This window comes from Photobacterium sp. DNB22_13_2 (genome assembly GCF_052873915.1).
In genome coordinates this window covers 1-338 of record NZ_JBNNXU010000075.1, presented here as the reverse complement: position 1 = coordinate 338, position 338 = coordinate 1, and the positions used below count along the sequence as shown (strand labels likewise).

Below are 338 nucleotides of genomic sequence, written 5' to 3'. Positions count from 1 at the left end.
ACATACCCCACTTCCAGGCCCACCAGCGGCCGGCACGTTCTGCTAACGTCGCTCGACATTTCAATGGGAGGGGCCATGCCGTATCCGCGTGTTCTGGTTGCCGTTGCCGCACTGCTTGCAAGCGTGTCCGTCTGGGCGCAGAGCGCGCCCGCCGCCAACGCAGACGACACCCGCAACGCTCAGCTGTTGCAGGAAGGCGCACAGCTTGCCAAAGCGAGCCGGCAAGCCGAGGCCATCGACGATTTCGATAAGGTGGCCACCTTCTACGAAAACGCGTATCGCGACGAAACGGCCCGGCTCTACAGCGCCCGCAGCCAGGTGGAATCGCTGTTGTACCT

1 protein-coding gene is annotated in these 338 nt (G+C 63.3%); it reads left to right on the top strand.

The window, feature by feature from the left end; translation table 11 throughout:
• Positions 1 to 75: 75 nt before the first annotated feature.
• Positions 76 to 338 (top strand): hypothetical protein (locus ACVA58_RS27840; protein ID WP_446513489.1); only part of this gene is annotated, 263 nt, incomplete at its 3' end.